The following is a 22520-nucleotide window of genomic DNA, read 5'->3' on the forward strand; positions in this document are numbered from 1 at the left end:
AGGGCAGCTATGGCATACCTGGCATTTGAAACACTGCACCAACATAAAGCCCGGTTGCACAACAGCGTGCAACTGGGATCTGGCGTGCAACTGGCGGCCTGGTCCAACTGCAACGATCGTATCACCCAGGAAAGTGCCGATCACCACACCCTCAGCCTGTACGTGGCGGATGGCTATGAGTGCTATCAGAAGGTGCCTGGGGGGTGGCAGAACGGCGGCGGCCCGGATCGTTTTTGCATCATGCCGCGTCATTACGAATCCACCTGGGATGTCCGCAGCAATCTCTCTTTTGTGCATCTGTACTGTACCGACCAGCATTTGCGCCATTTGGTGGAGCAGACCTGGGATCGCAGCCCGGCGTCCATCAACGTAGAGCCGCTGTCGTTTGCGGAAGATCCGCAAATTACGCTGCTGTATCGCCAGTTTTTACTTAATCACAATTGGCAAGACAGCGCCAACCAGCTGGCACTGAGCAGTGCCTCCACGCTGTTGATGTCGCATATGCTTCAGCGCTACACACAGTTGCAATGGCGGCTGCCCAGCGTGCGTGGTGGGCTGGCACCGGCCGTGCTGAAGCGGGTGCAAGAGTTTATCTATCACCATCTCGATCAACCATTGGTGCTGGCAGACTTGGCTGCTCAGGCGGAATTGAGTGAGTTTCATTTTGCCCGCATGTTTAAACACAGCACCGGGCAGGCGCCGCATCAGTATGTGATGCAGGTGCGTTTGCAGCAGGCGGAGAAATTACTGCGCAACACGCTGATGCCGCTAACCCAGATTGCGCTGGACTGCGGTTTTAGCTCGGCCAGCCATTTCAGCCACCGTTTCAAGGCATTCTATGGCTATACGCCGATACGGCTGCGGCAGCAAAACCGTTAACTCCTGAGGAGAAAGGATATGGAACAACCATTTTGTGGCGTCGAGGTACTTTTTGTCGCGGGTTTTGGCCCGATCACCCAAAACACCAGCCAAAGTGTTGCGTTTTATCAGCAAGCGCTGGGGTTGCCGCTAAAGCCAATGGAAGGGAATGAGGACTATCTGCTGACCGAGCACGATGCCTTGGCCGGCGTGAAGCACTTTGCGCTGTGGCCATTGGCGCAGGCCGCCCAATCCTGTTTTGGTCAGGATCATTGGCCACAAGATTTGCCGGTGCCGCAGGCGTGGATGGAGTTTGACGTGGCGGATATGGCGAAGGCCACCCAAACGCTGCTGGATCAGGGCTATCAACTGCTGGTAGCCAACCGTCTGGAGCCTTGGGGCCAGAGCGTCACCCGTCTGATAAGCCCGGAAGGCTTGCTGGTCGGTGTAACCTTAACGCCCTGGATGCGGGCATAACACCGGACAACCAGGCAACGTTACTCCCTATATAGCCGAGTGTACCGGAATTTGATTCACTGTGAGTCAGTTTTTAGGTTGAAAGGGGGAGTCCATTCGCAGGGTAATTTATTGTTATATAGAGAATCAAGGGCAGCGGATTTCCTCCGCTGCCTTGGCTATATTTAACCTCGAGAAGAGCCGATCACTTTACGGATGTCATCACCACATTCCAGAATATTATGATGATGGCAGTCCAGCGGGATCACCTTCAGATGTTCGCAGGCTGCTTTCAGACCGTTGTCAGGGACGGCAATTAACGGCTTCATCGCTTCCTCCGGTAAAGCAGGGTTTGCCAACATCGCTTTAAACAGCGTGACCTGGGTAGTTTGCAGTTTGCGGCTGAGTTTCGCGCACGAAAGCTGATCCTCTACTTCTGCCACCGCCAGAGCACGCTCGGCGGCCTCTCCGGTAATCCCCATAGCGGGCAGCAGAGTGGCAAGCGAAACTTCCTTCGCCGTTTGCTGATAAAAACTATCAAGCAGATAGAGCGACACATCCTCAATACCACGAGCTTCCAATCTGGCCGCAATTTCCAGAGCGATGAGTCCTCCCAACGACCACCCCAATATCTGTATCGGCCCCGCAAGTAAGCCGTTTGCGATCATTTCCGCCAGATAAAGATCGGCTAATACTGTCAGAGACGAAATAACCGGGCGGTGATAAAGATTATAATTATCAACGCCAAAGCTATTCATTCGATCCTGCAAATGTTGTGCGAAGGGATGGAATACTTCTGCACCAACCAGAGCAGGGTGGATCATCCACAAAGCAGGCAGGCCACTAACCGTCGGTGTTAAAGGTGTCACCAAACTTACCTTATGAGCGGCAAGCAGGTTTTTCAGCGTACGGCACTGAAACAGCCTGACAACAGGTATGGTCGTTTTCAGCAATTCAGACAGTTTTATGCATACCGAGATCGCGATAATCGACGTTCCCCCCAAACTGAAGAAGTCGTCTGTCATGCCTACCCGATCGCGTTTCAGGGACGTTTGCCACAACGAGCAAAGCTGTTGTTCGAGTTCATTACCCGGAGCAACATAGCCGCTCTGTTCACTTTTCTGCGGAGCAGGCAGCGCTTTGCGATCCAGCTTACCACTTGAGTTATACGGTAGAGCCTCTAGTGCGATTAACGCCGTCGGGATCATATAAAGTGGCAAACGCTGGCTGAGGAACTCCAGCAGTTCAGCTTCAACAAGCGGTTCATCACAAACGTAGTAGAGGGCTAATCGCTCCTGATCATGATCTTTCCATACGATCGCGCAACACGATTTGATGAGGCCAAACGCCAGAGCACTACTCTCAACTTCCCCCAGTTCTATGCGATAGCCATTAATCTTGACTTGAAAATCCATACGCCCCATAAATTCAAGATTTCCATCTGGCAGGTAGCGTCCGGCATCTCCGGTGCGATACAGCTTCTCGCCCAGTTCAGGATGGTAGATAAACCTCTCCTGGGTAATCGATTCATTGCGGAAATAGCCTCGAGCAACCCCCGCACCACCAATATACTGCTCACCCGGCAGGCAGGGTGGGAGCACGCGCATGTGGCGATCCAGCACGTAAAAACGCTGATGTTCCATAGCCTTACCGTAGGGTACGCTGGGGCTAAGAATGGGTGTATCCGGAATATCATAGAGGATCGACCAGATAGAGCTTTCCGTTGCACCACCGGCGCTGACCACTCGACAATCACTGCTCCATTGCCGAATACGTGTCGGTAGCTGTTTGGATATGACTTCCCCAACCAGCACTGCGGTACGCAACATCGGCCAGCCTTTCTCCCCAGCCTGCTCGGACTCCAGATATTCAACCAGTAATGTCATCACCGAAGGTGCAGAGTTCCAGAACGTCACCCCATGATTAACCATCAATTGGTGCCAGGAATCGGGGCGATAACGTTCTGACTCCGACGGCATCACCATGGTCCCGCCTACCGATAGAATGCCAAAAATATCGAACACCGAGATATCAAAACTCAGCGCACTGAGCGCCAACCCACGATCTCGCCGGTCAAGGCCAAGTTGGCGGACGGTATCGATGATGCTGTTTACCGCACCACGATGTTCAATAGCTACCCCTTTAGGAATGCCGGTCGAGCCCGAAGTAAAGATGACATAGGCCAGCTCATGAGGCGCGGAGAATACCGGCTCCCCTGGCTGCGCTGGGGGCAACTCTGCCACCACGCCATGGATATCAATCAGCAATAGTCTTGCCTGCTCGATGTTGTGCCAGGGTTCGCTGCTGAGGATCACTCGGGTTTGTGATTGAGCGATAATCTCCAGCCGTCTACGCTCTGGCCAGGAACCATCTAGCGGCAGGTAAGCCTTACCAGCCATGACGATCGCCAGCACCGCGATAATCTGTGCTCTTCCTTTGTCGACCATCACCGCAATGGTTTCGGTATTCATATCCATGTTCTGACGTAGCTGTAACGACAGAGTCAATGCGGCCTGATAGAGCTCGCCATAACTCAGCTCTCCCAAGCTGTCGATAATTGCCACAGCCTGGGGTTGCTGCAGTGCTTGCAGGATAAAATCATGATGGATCGCACGCTCAAAATCATAAGCTGGCGAACAGCCTTGCCAGGCTTCACGCTGGTGGGTTACCTCTGTTGTGGAGACCAGCTCCAATTGATTAATTCGCAGGTTACTCTGCCCAACGATCTGTTCAAGGATCGTCAAATAATACTGTGACAGGCAGGCCATAGTTTCCGGTAAAAACAGTGCCGTGGCATAGTTGAATACGGCCTGGGTACATTCGCCATCTTTTTGAATACTCAGTGTCAGATCAAACTTGGCAGCTTGATACTGTTCCATCAGGTTTTGTGGTATCAGCCAATCTAGCTGCTGCGGATTTTGCGTGGAATCCTCCAGCACAAATAGCACCTGGAATAACGGATGACGAGAGAGATCGCGCTGCACCTGGAGTATATCAATCAGCTGTTCCAGCGGCAGGCTTTGGTATTTCTGTGCTTCCAGTGAAATGTTAAAGACTTCATGCACATAGTCAGACAACAGCATGCTGTCATCGATTTGTGTACGTAACGGTAGTGTGTTGACAAAGAAGCCGATCACCGAGCGGGTCTCCGCCGTTGGCCGGTTGGCAACCGGTGTCCCCACCAGGATATCCTGCTGACCACTAAAGCAACTTAGCAATAGATTGAATGCCGACAGGAAAAGGGCAAAAGGAGTCACCCCTTGATGCTGCACAAAGCGTTCCACCTGCGCAGCCAGGGTAGTGGGCAATATAACGCGGTGATTGGCGCCTTGATGATCGAACAGAGTGGGGCGCACATAATCAAGCGGCATTTCCAACACTTGCCAATCCTGAAGTTGCTGCAGCCAGAAAGTTTTCAACCTCTCGACCTTTTCAGATCCCAGATACGTCTGCTGCCAGCAGGCATAATCACCATACTGCAAGGTCATTTCAGGTAACGCCAGTTGCCGCCCGGTTCGATAGGCCTCATACAAGGTCCGCAATTCTTGCAAGAACAGGTTCTGTGACCAGCCATCGAAAGCCAGGTGATGCACCACAATCAGACTGTAACGCTCTGTGGAGTTATCTTGCTGGTGGACCTGATAAATGCTGGCCCTAATCGGAATTTCTTCCTCAAGCCGGAATGGCCGGTCGATATCTTGCAGCAACTGTCGCTGCCAATTGTCCTCATTCAATGTCAAACATGCCACCTGGAGTTCATCATTCGATAACTGTGAGGCGGCCGTTAGAGCCTGTTGCTGGCAAATAGTGCTACGCAATACGTGATGACGGGCAACGATAGTCTGTAAACTCTGACAGTATGCCATCTGGTCAATCGCTTCACTGAGGCGGAACAACATCGGTATGTGGTAAAGGTTACTGCCGCCATTCATATTTTCGATAAACCAGAGTTGCATCTGTGAGGAAGATAAAGGATAGGTATCACGGTGCAATGCAGGTATGGACAGGTTTTTTTCCCGATCAGGTTTGTTATTCAGGTATTGGCAAAGCTCCCTGATCGTCGGGTGTTGTCCCAATTCGCTCAGGGTGACATCACGTTGCAGTCGACGACTGATTTGATAACAGGCCTGGATCGCCAGAATCGAGTTTCCTCCCAGCGAGAAAAAGTTATCTTCTACGCTGACACGTTGGAGATTTAACAACCCGCTCCAAACCTCGCTGCACTCACTTTCCCAGCCACTTTCAGCCGAGACGAAATCGCGTTGCTCATACTGCGGTTCTGGTAACGCCTTCCTGGCAATTTTACCGTTCTCCGTCAGCGGCATACTATCGAGCTGAACAAACGCTTTGGGCATCATGTATGGTGGCAACTGGCTGCGCAGGTATTGGCGCAATGCAGAGACGTCCACCGGCTCGCTGGCAACCAAATAAGCTGCCAGATAGGGTTGAGGGTGCTTGAGCAGTATCACGCAGCAGGCCGTCAGAGTTGGATATGACAATGCAATATTTTCAATTTCACCCAACTCGATGCGGTAACCGTTGATTTTGACCTGTTGATCAATTCGCCCCATAAATTCAATATTTCCGTCACTCAGGAAACGGCCAGCATCACCTGTGCGATAAACCCGTTCCTGCAATAGCTCATGCCAGAAGAAACTATTTGCGGTTCTCTCTTTATCGCCGTAATAACCGCGCGCCAACCCTTCACCCGCGATGTAGATTTCGCCTTTCACCCCCTCAGAAACGGGGCGTAACCAGGTATCCAAAATATAGAAACGCTGATGTGGCAGTGGTTTGCCATAAGGGATACTGACTGAGAGCACTGGCTCATGCGGCACTTCATAAAGGATCGAGAAAATAGCAGACTCTGTGGCGCCACCAGCACTGCAGAATCGACTGTTCGGCGCCCATTGGCGGCAACGCTCTGGTAGTGAGGTAGCAATCCAATCTCCTCCGACCATCACGGCACGTAATGCTGGCACGGGTCCAGAGACCACACCGATATTGTTGACGTAGTCCAGCAACAGCTCCATCAACGCTGGAGCGCTAAGCCAAAGGGTCACTCGATGGGTGATGATCAACCGATACCAGGCTTCTGGATTGCTTCGATCGCACTCGGCGGGCATAACGACCGCGCCACCTGCTGAAAGCACACTAAAAATGTCATAAATGGCGAGGTCAAAACTCAGCACGCTAAGCGCGATACTGCGATCGTTTCTATCAACGGAAAAGTAACGATTCGTCCCTTCAATCATGTTGACGACGCTGCGGTGTTCGATCGCTACCCCCTTCGGCATGCCAGTGGAACCAGAGGTGAAGATGATATAGGCCAGACTATCCGCATCCACATCAACCGGGGATAAAAGCTGTTCAGGCTTAGGTAGCATTGGTGCCAAGCCAGCGCTATCGAGCGTTACAACGTTAATCTCTGGCGTTTCCCAGGCTTCATTACTCAATAGGGTATTGATGCCCGCCTGTGCCATCACGCCCAGGCGTCGTTGCCGTGGCCAGCTTTTATCCATGGGTAAAAAGGCTTTACCACACATCAGAGCCGCCAAAATAGCAATGGGCTGCTGACGCCCCTTGTCCGCCAGTATACCGATGGATCCCCCCTGTATTTCCCCTTGCAGACGCAATTGGGTCGCGAGAGTTAGCGCTGTAAGGTACAGCTCACCGTAGGTCATTTCCCCCCATTGATCGATGACGGCTACGGCATGCGGATGTTGTCGGGCATTCAGCATAAAGTCATGATGCAACGTACGCTCGAATGAATACTCAAACTGCTGTTCAAGGCGGGAAGAGATTAGCTGCTGTCTATCTACTTGATAGGAAAGACTGATGTCTTTTAGTTGATGATGACGTTTTTCCACCATCTGCTGCAGAATAGAAACAAAGTAGTTGGCCAGTTGACTGATTGATGCTTTTTTAAACAATGCAGTGGCAAAGTTGAATCGTGCGCACATCTGATTTTCATTTGGCGTCAGGGTCAGTGTTAAATCAAATTTAGCCGTTTGCTCATAGTCGCTCAGATCCACCACGCAGAAACAGGACGAGTCATCAGTGCTCTTGACGCCTTCCTCCAGCGCAAACATCACCTGAAACAGCGGATGGCGCGAAAAATCACGTTGCAGTGCCAGACTGTCAACCAACTGTTCCAGCGAGAGGCTCTGATGCTGTTGTACTTGCAGCGTGTTGGTGGCTACCTGCTGGATAAATGCAGAAACTGAAATCTCGTTATCCACACGATTGCGCAGCGGTAAGGTGTTAACAAAGAAACCGATCAAATCTTCCAGTTCAGGCTGGCCACGATTCGCCAGAGGCGTCCCAACCATGACATCATCCTGGCCGGTGAAACGAGCCAACAGCAATGTGAATGCGCTCAACATGACGGCATGCAAACTGACTCCCTCTTCGCGGGCCAGCAGGCCGAGTGATGCAACCAAGTGTGCTGGCAGCATGACATCGCAGTTATCTCCACGGGTATCAAACGTGGCAGGGCGGACATAGTCGGGTGGAATGTCCAATTGCTGACAATCCGCTAATGCCTGGTGCCAAAATGCCAAGTCATCCGCTTTGCCCGCTTCTTCACCCTGTTGATGCTGCCAGAGGGCATAATCGATATACTGCAGGGCAAGTTCTGCCGGTTGCTGTTCTGTGCGCAGTAGGAAGTGAGTGTAAAACTCAGCAAGCTCCTTCATCAGCACATCCATCGACCAACCATCAAAGGCGATGTGGTGGAATACCAACAGGCTTGCTGTGTGAGTTTTCCCCGTTTCATCCTGATACTGATAGATTGCGGCGCGCAGTGGGATTTCACATGTTAAATCAATAGGTTGATTTAATTCCTTTTGCAGGTAAAAAGAGAATTCATCAGCCGTCACAACGTGGATCGGTACAGGCAGTACCCGGTCTGTGACAATTTGACAGGCTTCCCCTCTCTGATCCTGTTGTATCAGGCTGCGCAATACCTGATGACGAGCCACAATCGCCTGCAGGCTTTTAATAAAGGCACCACAATCCACTTTGGCAGCGAGCTGCAGCAGGATCGGCGACAAGTAATGCGTGGCACCCGTTGACAGTTGCTCCATAAACCACAGGCGGGATTGCTGGAAAGACAGCGGCGCGGTTTGGCATCCTGTCGCCAGGATTACGTTGTCGCACATCTCATGCTCTTGTTGAGCAATATAGTGGCTGAGCGCTGCGATCGTCGGGTGCTGGTTGAGTATCAGCGCTGAGACTTTGACACCAAGTTGCTTATTGATTTCATGACAGAGTTTAATCGCCAAAATAGAGTTACCGCCCAAGCGGTAAAAGTGGTCATCTATGCCCGCATTGCTGTTTAGTAAGCCATTCACTAGAACTAATAATTGGCTCTCTAACGGATTGGTCGGTGCCCGGAAAGGCGTATTCTGCTCAATGAGCTTGGGCTCGGGTAATGCGCGATAATCTACCTTTTGACTTACCGTGAGCGGGATCGACGGTATCGCCATCATCGCTCCAGGTACCATATAATGTGGCAATTGAGCATCAAGCTGCTGGCCGATCTCTTTAGGCGTGAGGTCGCAGCCCGGAGCCAACACATACCAGGCCAAGAGCTGCGGTGATGGATGTTTACGCGCAACGACCACTGCTTCTGTGATGCCTGACAGACCGCGCATTACCGATTCGATTTCGCCCAACTCAATGCGATAACCGTGGATTTTCACCTGTTGATCTTTACGGCCACAGTATTCCAGGCTGCCATCGGCTAAACGGCGCACCCGATCTCCAGTACGATAAACACGACCATATTCTGCAGAATGGTTAAACGGGTTATCAATAAACGCGCTGGCAGTCAGCTCAGGCTGGCCCAGATAACCGCGAGCCAGACCAATACCTGAAAGATAAAGTTCTCCTTCCACGCCCAATGGCAACAGGTTGAAATGTTCATCCATCACGTAACACTGCATATTAGCGATCGCCTTACCAATATTACGTGCACCATTGTTTCGATACAGGTTGATGCTGGCGCTGACCGATGCCTCAGTAGGGCCATACAGATTGGAAACCCGTAAACCACTTGCCAGATAGTGATCAAGTACATCCTGTGAAGTGGCTTCGCCGCCTACGCCCAGATAGTACAGCGAGGCTGGAAATACCGGTTTGGTACTGAGCAGTGCGGGAGGGAGGAAACAGAAGTTGATCTGCCATGCAGCCATTTGCTCGATGAGTGATGCCAGGTCCAGACGCTGATTTTCATTGGCAATACACAGACAGTGTCCATTACCCAGCGCTATAAAGACCTCGAACACGTGCGCATCAAAGGCTAATGAGGAAAATTGTAGACAGTTAAGAATATTACGCTCGCCAGCAAGTATTCGCTGAGTATGGCGCAGGATCATATTGGCGGCACCACGGTGTTCACACAGCACCCCTTTGGGCCGCCCTGTGGTACCGGATGTATAAATCACATAAGCCAACTGCCGGTTATCAAGATCCGGCAACGCAATATTCTCAGCAAAAGGAGTCGGCTCTGGCCTATCAATCAGCAGACAGTGACTGGCGGGGGAATTTTGCAGGATGTTATCCTGCAGCGCTCCCTCAGTCAGTACTAACGGACTATTTACGTCCTGTAAAATATAGGCCAGTCGTTGCGCGGGGGCGTTAGGATCCAACGGAACATAGGCTGCCCCTGCCTTCATAATGGCCAGTATGGCAACCACGGCATCCATACCCCGGTGTAAATAGAGCGGGATCAAGGTATCGGTGGGCATTTCCTGACCGCAAATGCGCCGGTATTCCATACGTAGTTGCTGAGCCAATCGACTACTGCGATGCTCAAGTTCCCCATAGCTGATTTGTTCACTGTCATTTTTGAGAGCAATACGTTCCGGATAAATATTGGCGGTTTTCTCAAACCCGCTGAGCAATGTGTTTTGGGAGCCTGAAGGCGGAACGTCATGACTGTTGAAGCGATCCCACAGGCTTAGTTCTTGCTGGGTTGTCAGGTGTGAGAAGGTAGAAATTGGCCGCTTGGGTTCATTCAATGTTGAGCGTAACAAATGAAGATATTGTTCCGCCATTTCATGCATTTGAGTTTCATCGAACAAATCTGGTCTATATCTCAGCCTGAAATCAAATGTCTTCTCTGATTGCTGATACTCCAGCAACAGCTCAGAACCCGCCAAGTCAATATTAAAACGGTGATTGATACTCATCCGGCACCCTTTGAAGGTTAGCGGTGAGTCTTTGAGGTAGGCTTGAGTAAAATTAACGTTTAACTGCTTGATCTGGCTCTGACTTAATATCTCGTCGATGGGCAGCTTGGAGTGTCGCAACTTCCCTGAAGCTTTAAGCGCTTTGGTGTAGTTAAGAGTAGCCAGATACTGGCTGGCAAAAGTGTCCTGTGGTGACAGCCGGAGTGGGAAGACGGCTGTGTTTACCTGGGCACCATAATAGAGTTCATCTCCTCCTTCAGCAGCAACGGGATAACCGATATATACCGTTTTCTGTTCAGACTGACGGGCAATTAATAGTGCCCATAACGTCTTGAAAATCAAGAATGAATTTGCATGCTTCACCCCGAATTTCAGATTGTTCCATTCGGAAAGCGGCAAACTGAATCTTACTTCACCTGATGTACAAGTTGTATTTGATTGACCATGAATGTAGGGCAGGTCGATACGGGGAGGGCAGTCCGCCAATAACTCTCTCCAAAAAGACGGAGAGTTGAGCTCATGTTTCAATCGTGATACATCAGTTGCATACTGTTGATAGAGTTGTTGCAGGTGTACCGGGGTATGGGCATTTGGCGATACCAGCGGCCCTTGATTATAGTAGCGGGATAAAGTGTCGTAAAACTCTTGACCAGATAAGCCATCGATCAGTATATGGTGTAGTATACCGATGAAATTGTAGCGCTGTGAGCCCAGTTCAATTAAATAAAAACGACAAAGAGGCCCTTCCATGAGGTTAAAAGGAGTGTTGACCAAAGTGGCTATATCGCATGAGGCATCATGTATTTCAAGCGTTATTTCCTTTTCAGACCTGACCCACTGAAGTTGCTCATTTTTATCACTTAAAACATGCTGAAATAAAACGTTGTCGCGTACCAGTCCTTCTACAGCTGATCGCAACCTGTTAATATCAAGCGGCCCTTCAATTGACTGATCCACTACTAGATTGTACTCAGATGATTGAGGCTTAAGAACATACTCATTCCAGAACATTCTGGTATACGGCGAGATCAAAATCAACTCCATTGGTTCCATCCTCTTTTTGAAGTCAATACTTACATGTAGGTATTGGTAAACACTAAGCTAAGAAAATATTCATTGCGCATAAAATGCAAATGTGACCCCAGCATTTAATTAAAAATGGTTCGATGACTGACAGTTCGGCCTAATCTTCTCCCTATAAAGAAAAGAAAAAATCATGTTCCTAGATAATAAATAGCCGGAGGTATTCATTGAATTAAGTTGAATCGCATGCCTATTTAAATCAGGTAGATAGGTGGCGTCATTATTAATAGGGTGACATTAGTTTTTCTTATCATTCATTTTATATTTTTAGTTTAAAACTTTAACAATACAAATGCAAATATCAATAATGATGGTTAACAGAGAGTTTTAAAAAAATTATCCATTGATTTTATTGTGTAATTTAAATGTCAATAGTTTTTTATGGCATTGATCTATGAATTTTATTGTGATGATGTTGTGTGACTCTACAATTTTAAATATAGTAAATGAAGGTTATCAATTGTCTTTTTGAATGTTTTTTGTATTTAAATTCATCATGTGAATATTTATTGGAATGTTCTCGGGTATAATTCTTAAGTTTTTTCCTAAACCATAGTGATAATTACTCATGGAGGGATCATTCATTTTCAATGAAAGTGCCGATGACTTTTCATGAAAATTAATGGGGTGTGAGAAGAAAGTTGACTCACGAGATAAAAGATTAATCTTACCGCGGCAACGGACGTACGTTGATTACCGCAGCGATCACATTGTGGAGTACAGTATATATTGAAAAGCCATCAGCCTGCTGAAGCGAAAAGGTATTCATCTCAATAAGTCATTGCCAGCAAAACTGTCGCCGTTGGGGATATTAACTTGAGGGGGCTATATCTGGAGAAACAACAACAAGCTGGCATAAGGAAAATATCGACCTCAATGGCGAGTTGATGTCATTCAGTACAAAATATCGTAACGTATAATATTTTCCATTTTACAATAGAGCCTATAAAGGACGAGTGTGCCGCAATGTAGGGGCGCAGTATACTGCGCCATCTAGACAGGAAAAACGGTTATGGCAGAGGGAAGGCGGTCGGGTTCTGGCTCATGACATCGATGAAGACGTCCTTAAATGACGCCCAGAATTGCATAATGCCTGCCAGGTTGAAGGACATGCCCATCAGCCCCATCACAAACCAGCAGCTAGTGAACAGCCCGAGGCTGCTGAACATAAACGCCATGCCGTTACGGCTGGCCTTGCGGCACACCACATTCAGTTGGCTGGCCAGAAACATCATCACTGCGCTCAGTAATTCCCAGCGCATCATAATAAAGCCAGTGGCTATGGTACTCATCGAAGGTGATCCTTTGCTACCAATGCCGCAGCCAGCTCCTGGTATCAGACCTTGGGGCTGAAACGTATTGGATAGACGGTGGTTTAGGTTATTAGTGTGATCTGCATCACATTGTAGCATTGGAGTAATTGGTGGCTCAATAGTCGTTATGGCCTGTCTGACAAATCCCGGCAACATTCCAATATGTTGAAACATTTATGCCAAATCATTAGCAACCTTTTAATGTAGTACCTGGATTATTAACGCTATGCTTGCCGGCTTTTCGCCCAGTCAAACAGGTAAGACTCTGCGCATGGCCCAATTACAAGATCCATTCCGTGACCATCCCGCCGAAGAAACGTTGTTCATTCGCCGTGCCTGCGTGGCGATGGTGCTGGTCGTCGCCTGTTTTGGCTTGCTGGTTTTCAACCTGTATCAGTTGCAGATTAAACAGCATGCGTTTTACCAGACGCGCTCCAATCAAAACGACATCAAGATGCTGCCCATTGCCCCCCATCGTGGCCTGATCTTCGATCGCAACGGCATCCCGCTGGTGCGCAACATACAGCTGTATCAGATTGAAGTGACCCCCAGCAAGATTACCGATATGGCAACGCTGTTGCAAAACCTGACGCCCATTGTAGATCTGACGCCGGATGACATCGCTGCCTTCCGCGACGATATGCACCACAATAGCCGTTATAAGCCTGTTACGCTCAAGGCAGGGCTTAGTGAAACCGAGGTGGCTCGTTTTGCGGTAAACCAGTATCGCTTTGACGGTGTGACCATCGAGACCTACCAGCAGCGGCAATATCCTTACGGGGCACAGTTGGCTCACGTGGTGGGGTATGTCTCGCGCATTAACGATAACGACGTCAAAAAGCTGGAGCAGCAGGGCCTGGCGCAAAATTATGCGGCCGACCACAATATTGGCAAACAGGGGCTGGAAGCCTATTACGAGAAAGAGTTACACGGCACCACCGGCTATCAGGAAGTGGAGGTGGATAACCACGGGCGTATCGTTCGCCTGCTGAAGGAAAAACCGCCCCAGGCGGGCAAAGATATCTATCTGACGCTGGATCTGCACCTGCAACAGTACATTGAAGGCTTGCTCAAAGGGCAACGGGCGGCGGTGGTGGTTGCCGATCCGCGCGACGGAGGTATTCTGGCGATGGTCTCCAGCCCTAGCTACGATCCCAACCCGTTCGTCAAAGGTATTGGCTATCAGGCCTATAAGTTGCTGCTCAGTAATCCGGATTTACCGCTGATTAACCGCGTTACGCAGGGGTTATACCCGCCTGCATCAACGGTAAAACCTTATATGGCGGTATCGGCACTGTTTGCGGGTGTCATCACCCCAACCACCACTTTCTTTGGCGCCCCCACCTGGACCTTGCCGGGAACGCAGCGCCGCTATCGCGACTGGTTGAAAACCGGGCACGGCCTGCTGAACGTCACCAAGGCGATCGAGGAATCGGCCGATACTTTCTTCTATCAGGTTGCCTATGAGATGGGGATCGACCGGATCCACCAGTGGCTCAGCCAGTTTGGCTATGGCCAGCCGACGGGAATCGATCTGAACGAGGAATATCGCGGCGTGCTGCCGAGCAGGGAATGGAAGCAACGGGTACACAAGAAAGGCTGGTACCAAGGTGATACCGTCTCGGTGGGTATTGGCCAGGGGTATTGGATCGCTACGCCGATCCAGATGGTGAAAGCGCTGACCACGCTGATCAACAGCGGCAGGGTGAAAACGCCGCATCTGTTGTATTCGATGAAACGGGGCCGGGAAGTCGAACGCTACCAGCCACCAGAGCAGGCCGTACAGATTGGCGAGGCCAAATCGCCGTATTGGGGGATCGTGCGCAATGGTATGTATGGCATGGCGAACCTGCCTAACGGCACCGGGTATAAGCTGTTCCATACCGCGCCCTACCAGATAGCGGCCAAATCGGGGACCTCACAGGTTTTCAGCCTGAAAGAAAACCAGACTTACAATGCCAAAATGATCCCGGTACGCCTGCGTGACCATATTTTCTACACCCTGTTTGCGCCGTATAAAAACCCGCGGGTGGCGATGGCACTAATTCTGGAAAACGGGGGTGGGGATGGCGTAGTTGCAGGGCCGACGGCCAGGGCAATCCTGGACCACATTTTCGACCCGGCCAATGCGCCAGCGCCGGGGGAAAACGACGGTAGCCAGACGTTGCTGGGCGACAGTGACGATGTGCAACATTAAAAGCGTTTGTTTTTACTTTCTTACAAACTGCAACCTTCTGGCAATCTGACTCAGGTTAGACTTAGCGGATAAATAATCAGTTTAAAAACGTAGGCTTAACAGTGGCTCCTCCAACCAAGAAAAACGGTAAAAACTACTCGACGGCGCGTTTTGGCTGGATTTGCGCGGGCATCTTGGTCTGCTTTTTTCTCTTGATGTTCCGGGTCGGCTATTTACAGCTGCTGGAACACCAACAGTTGGCCGATCAGGCTGACCAGCGTTCCATTCGTACCCAAGTGGTGCCCACCAACCGTGCGATGATCACCGACCGTAACGATGCTGCGCTGGCGGTCAGCGTCTCTTCCAAAGACATCGTGTTGGATCCCAAACATATCCTCGCCACCCAAACCGATACCAGCACCGAGCGCTGGCAGAGTTTGGCCAACGTGTTGAAAATGCCGCTTGCTGATGTTCAGCACCTGATCCAGGCCAACGCCCGTAAGCGCTTTGTCTATCTGGCACGTAAGGTGGAGGATGACAATGCGGCCTATATCAGCAAGCTGCACCTGACCGGCGTTAGCACCGAGCAGGACTTCAGCCGTTTCTATCCTATGGGGCAAGACGCCGCCGGGCTGATTGGCATTGTGGGGCAGGATAACCAGGGGCTGGAAGGCATTGAGCTGGGTTTCAACCCGTTGTTGCAGGGTAAAAACGGCCTGCGAGTCTATCAGAAAGACGGCAGCGGTGCGGTTATAGGCGTGATCAAAAGCGTTGATCCAGTGCCGCCACCGAACGTGACGTTAAGCATCGACAAATTTATTCAGTATGTGCTGTTTTCCCAGATCCGCGATGGGGTGATCGCCAACCAGGCCGACTCCGGCTGTGCGGTGCTGGTGAAGGTGAATACCGGTGAGATCCTCGGCATGGCCAGCTATCCCTCTTTCAACCCCAATAACTACGCCAATACGCCGGTGAAAGACATACATAATGTCTGCAGCAGCGACAGCTTTGAACCTGGCTCGACGGTTAAACCGGTAGTGGTGATGGTGGGGTTGGATCATAAGCTGATCCGGCCAGATACCGTGCTGGATACTACGCCTTATACGGTGAACGGTCATCTGATCAAAGACGTGGGCCATTGGTCGAAACTGACCATTACCGGCGTGCTGCAAAAATCCAGCGATATTGCGGTTTCGCATATTGCGTTGGCGCTGCCTGCCACAGTGTTGCCTGCCGTTTATCATAGTTTTGGCCTTGGGCGGCCAACCGACTTGGGGATTGGTAACGAAAGTAGCGGCTATTTGCCCGCTCACCGCGCGCGCTGGGCCGATATTGAACGAGCTACCTTTTCCTTTGGCTATGGTTTACGCGTCACGCCGCTGCAGATGGTGCGTGAATATGCCACCATTGGTTCATTCGGTGTTTATCGTCCGCTTTCCATCACTAAAGTCACGCCGCCGGTTATGGGGCAGCAAGTCATGTCCGCCGAGGTGGTAAAAACCGTGGTGCACATGATGGAGAGCGATGCGTTGCCTGGGGGGAGCGGCCTCAGTGCCGCAGTGCCTGGCTATCGCTTGGCGATCAAGACGGGTACTGCTGAGAAGATGGGGCCAAACGGCAAGTACGATGGTGGCTATATCAACTACACCGCAGGCGTGGCACCGGCCAGCGATCCGCAGGTGGCCCTGGTGGTGATGGTCAATAACCCCAAGGCAGGCAAACACTTTGGTGGCTCGGTGGCGGGGCCGGTATTTGGCAAGATTATGGCCCAGGTGCTGGAGCATATGAATATATTGCCGGATGCTCAGCCGTTGAAGGTGGTGGCAGTAGCCAAGCCCTCACCCCAACCCTCTCCCACAGGGAGAGGGAGCTAGTACGGAGTTGAGCTCAGGTAGAGGAGTTGATCTGTAGCATGTATTAAAGTCAGGGTCATCATTAACATTGGTTTGGGGAGGCCGTGGCTTCAGGTGCGGGCGTTAGTCAGTAACTGATGTAGTGGACGGATGCTGTGGCTAAAATGTCGCACGGTCGATCCCCTCTCCCTGTGGGAGAGGGTTAGGGTGAGGGGTCATTACTTCTCAACTACCCGCAGATCGATCCTGCGGTTTTTGACTCGATTGGCTTCGCTATCGTTAGGCACCAAGGGGTAAGCCGAGCCGTAACCTTCGGCGCTGATACGGCTTTCCCCAATCCCCATTTTGACCAACGCCATGCGTACCGCATCGGCACGATCCTGCGATAAACGCCGGTCCATCTGTTCATTGGCCGACTTATCGGTATACCCCCCCAGTTGGATCTCCACATCCGGATAAGCACGCAGAATATCGACGATGTTCCTCAGCTGTTCTTGTGATGCAGGGGTTAACTCGGTGCGGTTGGTGTCAAACTGCAGGCGATCCAGCGTAAACCAACGTTTTTCGCTAGTGGGGGCATTGCTCTCGATATAGGTGATCAGCAGGTTCTCGACGCTACGCTGCGACAACAGAAGCTGCTTTCCATCGGCCAACCGGCGGTAGGTCACATCGCTCTGGCCGCTGGCCTGCATGGGTTGTAACACGCTAAAACCGCGCAGTGAGAACAGCAGCGATACCAATAGCAGCGCCAGCATTAGCCACGGCCAGATACGGCGTTTGGGGGGCGCCAGCGATCCGGTGCGGGAAACGGCCGGATCGGCTGGGATAAGCGCGGGCAACTGGTTGAGCACCGCCGTTGGTTGGGCTGCGGCAATCTGCGGCAACTGCCACTCGAGCCAGCCTTTTAACGACGGTGATTGTAGAGAACGTTGGCGCAGATATTCGCCCAACAGGCCAAATACCACCGCGGAGGCCACGGAAAACAGCCGCTCGGCGACCTGTTTTTCCAGCACATAAAAGCTCACAAACAGCTGGGTGAGGCGCTTCACTTTGTGGCCAAGCACCATCGTCAGCAATGCTGGGCTGAATTTGCCCAGTGCTTCATCCAGAAAGCGCAATTCGAAGGGGGGAGTGCGCCCGACCAACTGACGGAAACGCAGGGAGCTGTCATTGCGATGCAGATAGTCGCGGGTCTTTTGCAGGATCAGGGCACCCATACCGTTAAGGCACAGCGCGATCTTTTCTTTAGCCGTTACCAGCTTTTGTTCCAACACCGTCAGCACCTGGGGCGAGATCGCCGCCATCTGCTGGTTAATGACATTTCCCATCTGGTACATTCGAACCTCCATTTCATCTGCGCGTATTCTGCACCGCAGAGTATGGTCAGTTCAACTTGTTAAACTACGAAACTAACATGGATAAGTCTGATATTTCAGCCTGATTAGGCTGTTTTCATAGTGTGGCCGATTCTGCTGGTGAACCAGGGCCCCAGCTCTGTCGTGCAGAGTAACAGACTGGCCTGCTAAGCCGAAGAGATTATTGATTAAAAAATGAGTAGCGAAGCGGAAGGGAAGGCTGCGCCTCCCGAAGCCATGGCTTGCCAAAGGTGATGTTCGTTTGATCGTGGCTCTTTTGGGGACGGAATTTCAATTTCAGCGGAGCATTATTGTTTGAACACGCTTCCTGTTTAAAAATCATGCGCCAACTCAATACAGGACAAGATGAGAAACCCTCTGACATTTATCGATCACCAAGATACCTCAGCGAGGGTGAAAGTTTAATAATGGCCATCTTTTAAATAGGATGAAAAGTAAAAATACTTTAAATTAGGTTGTTTCTTGAATTAACCTGAATTTAATCTGTCGTTATTTTGAATAATCCCAATAGGCGGGATTATTCTTGCAAAAACAAACCCCGTTTAATTAATAAAAAATGATATATCCGACCAGCTAGAATGGCGTTATGGTTTTTTATTCTGCATTTATGCTTGATTATTGGAATAATGCTCCATTTTATTTGTTGATGATATTTTTTACTGAGGCTTTATTGATTGTTTTAAACATTTCGCGATAACATTCTCGTTAAGCAATGCAGACAATTCCCTATTGCAATTTTATTGTGTTATAGGGACTGCCATTATTGCCATATCGTATTTGCGTATTATGTCGCTTTCACACGAAGCTGCTTCAATGGATTTGACGATGGGAGTCAGAAAGGATGAATCTTGGTGTGGATATTATTGAGATCGCACGGGTAAACACCGCATTAATGCGAAGTGGCAATAGGTTGGCACAACTTTTGTTAACCCCGGCAGAGCAGCAGGCACTGGGGGATTTGGCCGAAAACGTCGAACGACTGGCTGGTTTCTGGGCAGCCAAAGAAGCTGCCGTGAAGGCTCTTGGTACCGGGTTCCGTTTGGGGATCCTATTCCACAACATCGAAATCAGACACGATGAGTTGGGCTGCCCTTATTATTTTTTTAGCGGTGAATTTGCGAAATTGATGCAGGAAAAAAAATTGACTCATGCCACGCTGAGCATTTCTCATTGTCAGTCACATGCCATTGCCGCAGCGGCATTGGGTTAATTGTAAAGTAAGGGAGTATCTATGTCTCACTATCCCGATATCGGGGGTAAGAATGTGGTTGTCACCGGCGCCAGTGGTGATATTGGCTTGGCTATTTGTGAGAAATATCTTGAACAACAGGCTAAGGTTTTCGCTATTTACCATCATGACAATAGCGGTCTGGAAAAATTAAAAACCTCTCATCCGCAAGGTGATAATCTGCATATCCTGCAGTGCAATGTTGCCGATGTCAGTGAGGTTTCCAGCCTGGCCGATGAGCTTGAGAAACAGGCTCATGAGGTGCATGTGCTGATTAATAATGCCGGGATCTACAAAGACAACGTATTTTCTGCGCTGACGTATGAAGAGTTTGATCAGGTTATCAAGGTCAATCTGTACGGCACCTTTACCATGACCAAACGGCTGCTGCCATTATTGCGCCATGCCCGCAATGCAACGGTGGTGAATATATCTTCGATATCCGGTATCACCTCCAGCTTTGGTCAGAGCAATTATAGCGCTGCCAAGGCTGGCATTATTGGCCTTACCCGCACCTTGGCCAGCGAAATGGCCTCGAAGGGGATCCGCGTCAATGCCGTGGCACCAGGGATGATTGGATCCAGAATGGTGAAAAAAGTGCCGCGCCAGATAGTGCGCAACGTCATGTCCGCTATTGCGTTGAAACGTCTTGGTCGTGTCGACGAGATCGCCAACGTGGTGGCTTTCTTAAGTTCAGACGCATCCAGCTATATCGTTGGTCAGACTTTGGTGGCCGATGGCGGCCTGGTGATGCGTTAACCGACAGGAATGTTGTATGGCTAATTATAACAAGAGCTTAGTCCAGCCCAATCTGCTGCTGAAAATGGGGTCCTGGCGTGCACCGATATTTATGGTTGACCGCATCGTGGACTTTTCACCGGGAGAAAGGGGCTCGATTACCGTGATCAAGCACGTCACCTTTAATGAATCCTATATTCCGGGGCATTTTCCAGACAACCCGGTAATGCCTGGCGTGATGATCGCCGAAATCTTCGGCCAGTCTAGTGAATACCTGAGTTTGCTGAACGATTTCTGCCAGTTGCATGAGCGTGAAACCCAGCAACCGTTGAAGAAATTTGATGAGGTATCACGGGCGCTGCAGACGCCAGAGGGCACGGCACGAGTGATAGCCGAGCGGGCGCGCGTGTTGGGCGTGCTGGCCTCTCAGGACGTCAAGTACAAAAGCATGGTCGCGCCGGGCGACACCATTGAAGTCAACAGCCGCCTGGCGTTCGCCGATATGAACGGATTCCACCACTACGAAGTGGAGGCGCGGGTTGGCCGGAATGTGGCGTGCGTCGGGCGGATCGTCAATTTTCGCACCGATCGCATTCTGGCTGCAGGCAAAGGTATGTACGTTTAACTAACAGGAAGTAATGCCGCTATGAGCAACATCGCGCTTATTGCAAGGATTGAACAGCGCCAGTCTGTGCTGGAGAAAATCAAAACGGGGCTAATAGAACGCCTGAACCTCTATCAGAGAGTCAATCAGATTGACGATGACACACCGCTGTTTGGTAGCGGCTTGAAGCTGGATTCGGTGGATGCCACCGAGGTCGTGGTGTTGCTGGATGAAATTTTCGGCATCCGTGTGACAGAAGGTGACGATCCTTCCTACATGCGTAGCGTCAACACCCTGACTTCGTTTGTTATCGCCAGGCTGGGGGAAACCACCAACGGATCAGCAACAGGGGCGGACAAGGAATGACCAAACTCACTGACATTCATCAGCAGAACGGGGCGGTAATGGGGGAGCGTAACGGCGTTGCCATTCCCCTGAGTTATTTTGCTGAGGAGGAGGAGCACAAGGCGGTACGTCAACACATTCTGCTGTCCGACTACTCCCATTTTGGCATCGCGGCCATCAGCGGCGACAGCGCTTGGTCGTTGCTCAACCAGCTGGTTTCCGGAGATGTTTCATCGATCCGGGATGAGCAAGCCATGTACAGCCTGATCCTCGATGACGCAGGCAATATCATTACCGACCTGTATATCGCCTGTGATGACGAACGTTTTCTGTTGCTGTCGGAGTGGGTCAGCGGTGAAACGCTGTGCGAGATGCTGCGTGCCAAGCTAGGCAATGAAGACGAGTTTGAGGATATCGACTCGATCGAATCGCTGACGCCAGAGTGGGGTATGTTGCACTTTGAAGGGCCGTACGCCTGGGAGCTGTTGGCCGAAGTTTATGGGATGGACGTGATTGGCCTGCCATACCAGGAACACATGCACGTTGAGGACGATCTGATCCTGCTGCGCAGCGGCAAACATGGCGAGTACTCTTACAAACTGATGGGGCCACAGGATCTGCTGGCCAATGTTTGGACCCAGATGTTGGAGGCTGGCGAAAGGTACGACATGCGTACCGGCGGGCTGAACTACCACCGGAAAGTGCGCCTGGAAAACCCTTGCTGGGAACCAGGCATGTTCAACGCCTACACCGGCTGCCCGATCGCATTACAAATGCAGTGGGCAGTGCGTTACGACAAAGACGCTTTCACCGGCCTGGCAAGTGTGAGCGAACGCGTAGAGCAGGGCATCAGCCACCGTATCGTGGGGATGAGCATTGCCGGTAAACCGGACGCCATCCCGCAGCGTGGCGACAAAGTGATGTATGACGGTAACTGCATCGGTGAAGTGATCGTCTGCGATTATTCGGCAGATCTGCAAGCCTGTGTGGGCCGTTTGTTCCTGACCGACGCCTGGGCTTGGGCAGACATTGATGGCTATCACGTGGTGACGGCTAATGGCCCGGTGGCGGTGACAACGTCGGCGGTGCCTTTCGCACGTAACTACAGCTTCCTGATTAATCCTTCTGAACACAGTTATGTCGACAGCTCGCGCCCACGCGATTTGCTGCAACAGCTTGAATGGCAAAAGCTGAGAGAAGAGAGCGAGTAAGCCAAACACTCCCTAAAGCATCACGTTATTTTGCGCCATGGCAGCATGGCGCACTCACATTCGATTTCTGGTTTGCTGACAC

General features: G+C 50.8%; 12 protein-coding genes and 1 pseudogene. 10 read left to right on the plus strand and 3 right to left on the minus strand.

The genetic code is table 11. The annotated features are described in order from the left end of the window. The first annotated feature begins 9 nt into the window (after positions 1-9). Positions 10-879, plus strand: a complete 870-nt coding sequence (locus ACX9GU_RS13505; protein WP_161711576.1) for a helix-turn-helix domain-containing protein — start codon at positions 10-12, stop codon at positions 877-879. An 18-nt stretch (positions 880-897) separates the two neighbouring features. Next, positions 898-1335 (plus strand): VOC family protein, encoded by a 438-nt coding sequence (locus ACX9GU_RS13510; RefSeq protein WP_473195089.1) that lies wholly within the window; start codon positions 898-900, stop codon positions 1333-1335. A 164-nt stretch (positions 1336-1499) separates the two neighbouring features. Here the strand turns inward: ACX9GU_RS13510 and ACX9GU_RS13515 are convergent, their stop codons facing one another. Beyond that, positions 1500-11555 (minus strand): non-ribosomal peptide synthetase, encoded by a 10056-nt coding sequence (locus ACX9GU_RS13515; protein ID WP_473195090.1) that lies wholly within the window; start codon positions 11553-11555, stop codon positions 1500-1502. A 704-nt stretch (positions 11556-12259) separates the two neighbouring features. Here ACX9GU_RS13515 and ACX9GU_RS13520 point away from each other — a divergent pair. Continuing rightward, positions 12260-12453: pseudogene (locus tag ACX9GU_RS13520) on the plus strand (Tn3 family transposase); the annotation flags it as partial. Between the two features lie 151 nt (positions 12454-12604). Here ACX9GU_RS13520 and ACX9GU_RS13525 read toward each other — a convergent pair. Further along, positions 12605-12886: a YjcB family protein gene (locus tag ACX9GU_RS13525; RefSeq protein ID WP_473195091.1), complete on the minus strand. Its 282-nt coding sequence runs from the start codon at positions 12884-12886 to the stop codon at positions 12605-12607. 292 nt (positions 12887-13178) lie between these two features. Here ACX9GU_RS13525 and mrdA point away from each other — a divergent pair, with 292 nt between their 5' ends. Together mrdA and ACX9GU_RS13535 are read left to right on the plus strand one after the other, a co-directional pair. Further along, a complete protein-coding gene (mrdA, locus tag ACX9GU_RS13530; RefSeq protein WP_473195092.1) occupies positions 13179-15104 on the plus strand; it encodes a penicillin-binding protein 2 in 1926 nt (641 codons plus the stop codon). 101 nt (positions 15105-15205) lie between these two features. After that, positions 15206-16957 (plus strand): penicillin-binding transpeptidase domain-containing protein, encoded by a 1752-nt coding sequence (locus ACX9GU_RS13535; protein ID WP_473195093.1) that lies wholly within the window; start codon positions 15206-15208, stop codon positions 16955-16957. A 197-nt stretch (positions 16958-17154) separates the two neighbouring features. Here ACX9GU_RS13535 and ACX9GU_RS13540 read toward each other — a convergent pair whose 3' ends face one another. Continuing rightward, the gene (locus ACX9GU_RS13540; RefSeq protein ID WP_473195094.1) at positions 17155-18273 is read right to left on the minus strand and encodes an OmpA family protein; all 1119 of its coding nucleotides are present in this window, start codon (positions 18271-18273) and stop codon (positions 17155-17157) included. A gap of 880 nt (positions 18274-19153) precedes the next feature. Here ACX9GU_RS13540 and acpS point away from each other — a divergent pair. The 5 genes from acpS to ACX9GU_RS13565 are packed head-to-tail and all read left to right on the plus strand — an operon-like array spanning position 19154 to position 22438. Further along, positions 19154-19522 (plus strand): holo-ACP synthase, encoded by a 369-nt coding sequence (gene acpS, locus ACX9GU_RS13545; protein ID WP_473195095.1) that lies wholly within the window; start codon positions 19154-19156, stop codon positions 19520-19522. Between the two features lie 21 nt (positions 19523-19543). Beyond that, positions 19544-20299 (plus strand): SDR family oxidoreductase, encoded by a 756-nt coding sequence (locus ACX9GU_RS13550; RefSeq protein ID WP_473195096.1) that lies wholly within the window; start codon positions 19544-19546, stop codon positions 20297-20299. Between the two features lie 16 nt (positions 20300-20315). Continuing rightward, complete coding sequence (locus ACX9GU_RS13555; RefSeq protein WP_473195097.1) at positions 20316-20903, plus strand: 3-hydroxyacyl-ACP dehydratase FabZ family protein; 588 nt, start codon at positions 20316-20318, stop codon at positions 20901-20903. 21 nt (positions 20904-20924) lie between these two features. Next, positions 20925-21248: an acyl carrier protein gene (locus ACX9GU_RS13560; protein ID WP_473195098.1), complete on the plus strand. Its 324-nt coding sequence runs from the start codon at positions 20925-20927 to the stop codon at positions 21246-21248. Beyond that, positions 21245-22438: an aminomethyl transferase family protein gene (locus ACX9GU_RS13565; RefSeq protein WP_473195099.1), complete on the plus strand. Its 1194-nt coding sequence runs from the start codon at positions 21245-21247 to the stop codon at positions 22436-22438. Before ACX9GU_RS13560 ends, ACX9GU_RS13565 begins: the two co-directional genes overlap by 4 nt. Positions 22439-22520 lie beyond the last annotated feature (82 nt).

It is taken from the genome of Serratia sp. K1WW1 (assembly GCF_055790865.1).

Coding starts and splice junctions, on each gene's coding strand:
- ACX9GU_RS13505 (WP_161711576.1), top strand. CDS start 10: ATGGCATACCTGGCATTTGAAACACTGCACCAACATAAAGCCCGGTTG.
- ACX9GU_RS13550 (WP_473195096.1), top strand. CDS start 19,544: ATGTCTCACTATCCCGATATCGGGGGTAAGAATGTGGTTGTCACCGGC.
- ACX9GU_RS13555 (WP_473195097.1), top strand. CDS start 20,316: ATGGCTAATTATAACAAGAGCTTAGTCCAGCCCAATCTGCTGCTGAAA.
- ACX9GU_RS13560 (WP_473195098.1), top strand. CDS start 20,925: ATGAGCAACATCGCGCTTATTGCAAGGATTGAACAGCGCCAGTCTGTG.
- ACX9GU_RS13565 (WP_473195099.1), top strand. CDS start 21,245: ATGACCAAACTCACTGACATTCATCAGCAGAACGGGGCGGTAATGGGG.
- ACX9GU_RS13515 (WP_473195090.1), bottom strand. CDS start 11,555: ATGGAGTTGATTTTGATCTCGCCGTATACCAGAATGTTCTGGAATGAG.
- mrdA (WP_473195092.1), top strand. CDS start 13,179: ATGGCCCAATTACAAGATCCATTCCGTGACCATCCCGCCGAAGAAACG.
- ACX9GU_RS13525 (WP_473195091.1), bottom strand. CDS start 12,886: ATGAGTACCATAGCCACTGGCTTTATTATGATGCGCTGGGAATTACTG.
- ACX9GU_RS13510 (WP_473195089.1), top strand. CDS start 898: ATGGAACAACCATTTTGTGGCGTCGAGGTACTTTTTGTCGCGGGTTTT.
- acpS (WP_473195095.1), top strand. CDS start 19,154: ATGAATCTTGGTGTGGATATTATTGAGATCGCACGGGTAAACACCGCA.
- ACX9GU_RS13540 (WP_473195094.1), bottom strand. CDS start 18,273: ATGTACCAGATGGGAAATGTCATTAACCAGCAGATGGCGGCGATCTCG.